The organism is Nguyenibacter vanlangensis, assembly GCF_013376155.1.
In the GTDB taxonomy this organism is placed as follows: domain Bacteria; phylum Pseudomonadota; class Alphaproteobacteria; order Acetobacterales; family Acetobacteraceae; genus Gluconacetobacter; species Gluconacetobacter vanlangensis.
Map to the genome: position 1 here is coordinate 1 of NZ_JABXXP010000954.1, position 881 is coordinate 881.

The window sequence follows — 881 nt, forward strand, 5'->3', positions numbered from 1 at the left end:
CGGGCTGGCGGTGGCCGGGGACAGCGCCGGGGGGAACCTGGCGGCGGTGCTGGCGCACCTGGCGCGGGATCGGGGCGGGCCCGAACTGGCGCTGCAGTTGCTGTATTATCCGTCGCTCTACGGGGCGCGGGAGGTGCCGTCGCGGCGGATCCACGCGGAGGGATACATGCTGACGGCCCGGCTGATGGAATGGTACGCCGAGCAATATGTCCGCACGCCGGAAGACCTGTACCATCCGCTGATGGCGCCGGTCTTTGCCGAATCGCTGGCCGGGCTGGCGCCGGCGGTGATCGTGCCGGCGGAATTCGATCCGCTGCATGACGAGGCCACGGGATACGCCCAGGCGATGCGCGCGGCGGGCGGGCAGGCCGAGCTGCGCTGCTATCCGGGCACGATCCACGGCTATCTGAACATGTATTCCGTCATGCCGGCGGGCAGGGCGGCGATCCGCTTCGGCGGGCGGAGGCTGCACGCGGCCCTGGCGGGGTAGGCCCGCGGGATCTGATGACACGGGGGGCGGCCCGATCGGCCGGCGGTCAGATCTGCTGGATGGAGGCGAAGTCGAAACTGGTCCCGGGCGGGTTCTGGCCGAGGCGGATGGTGGTCGGGCCGGCCATGGAATAAGGCGGCACCGGCAGGTTGTAGGGGGCGGGCGCGCCGATGAAGACGCGGCCGGCCAGGTCGAATTTCGAGCCGTGGCAAGGGCAGGCATAGCCGCCCGGCCAGTTGGCGATCGGGGTGGCGGGGTCCGGCGCCGGGGCATAGGCCGGCACGCAGCCCAGATGGGTGCAGATGCCGACCACCACGCCATAGTCCGGGACGATGGAGCGGTGCCAGTTGTCGGCGTAGGGCGGCTGTTGCAGCGCGCGCGACGTGGGGTC

At 71.5% G+C, this 881-nt stretch carries 2 protein-coding genes; one reads left to right on the forward strand and one right to left on the reverse strand.

The genetic code is table 11. The features are described from left to right. Positions 1-490 (forward strand): alpha/beta hydrolase fold domain-containing protein (locus HUK84_RS20415; protein ID WP_176641827.1); only part of this gene is annotated, 490 nt, incomplete at its 5' end. A 46-nt stretch (positions 491-536) separates the two neighbouring features. On the opposite strand, the gene petA is transcribed toward HUK84_RS20415, so the two are convergent. Further along, the coding region (gene petA / locus HUK84_RS20420; RefSeq protein WP_176641828.1) for a ubiquinol-cytochrome c reductase iron-sulfur subunit at positions 537-881 on the reverse strand (345 nt) is incomplete at its 5' end.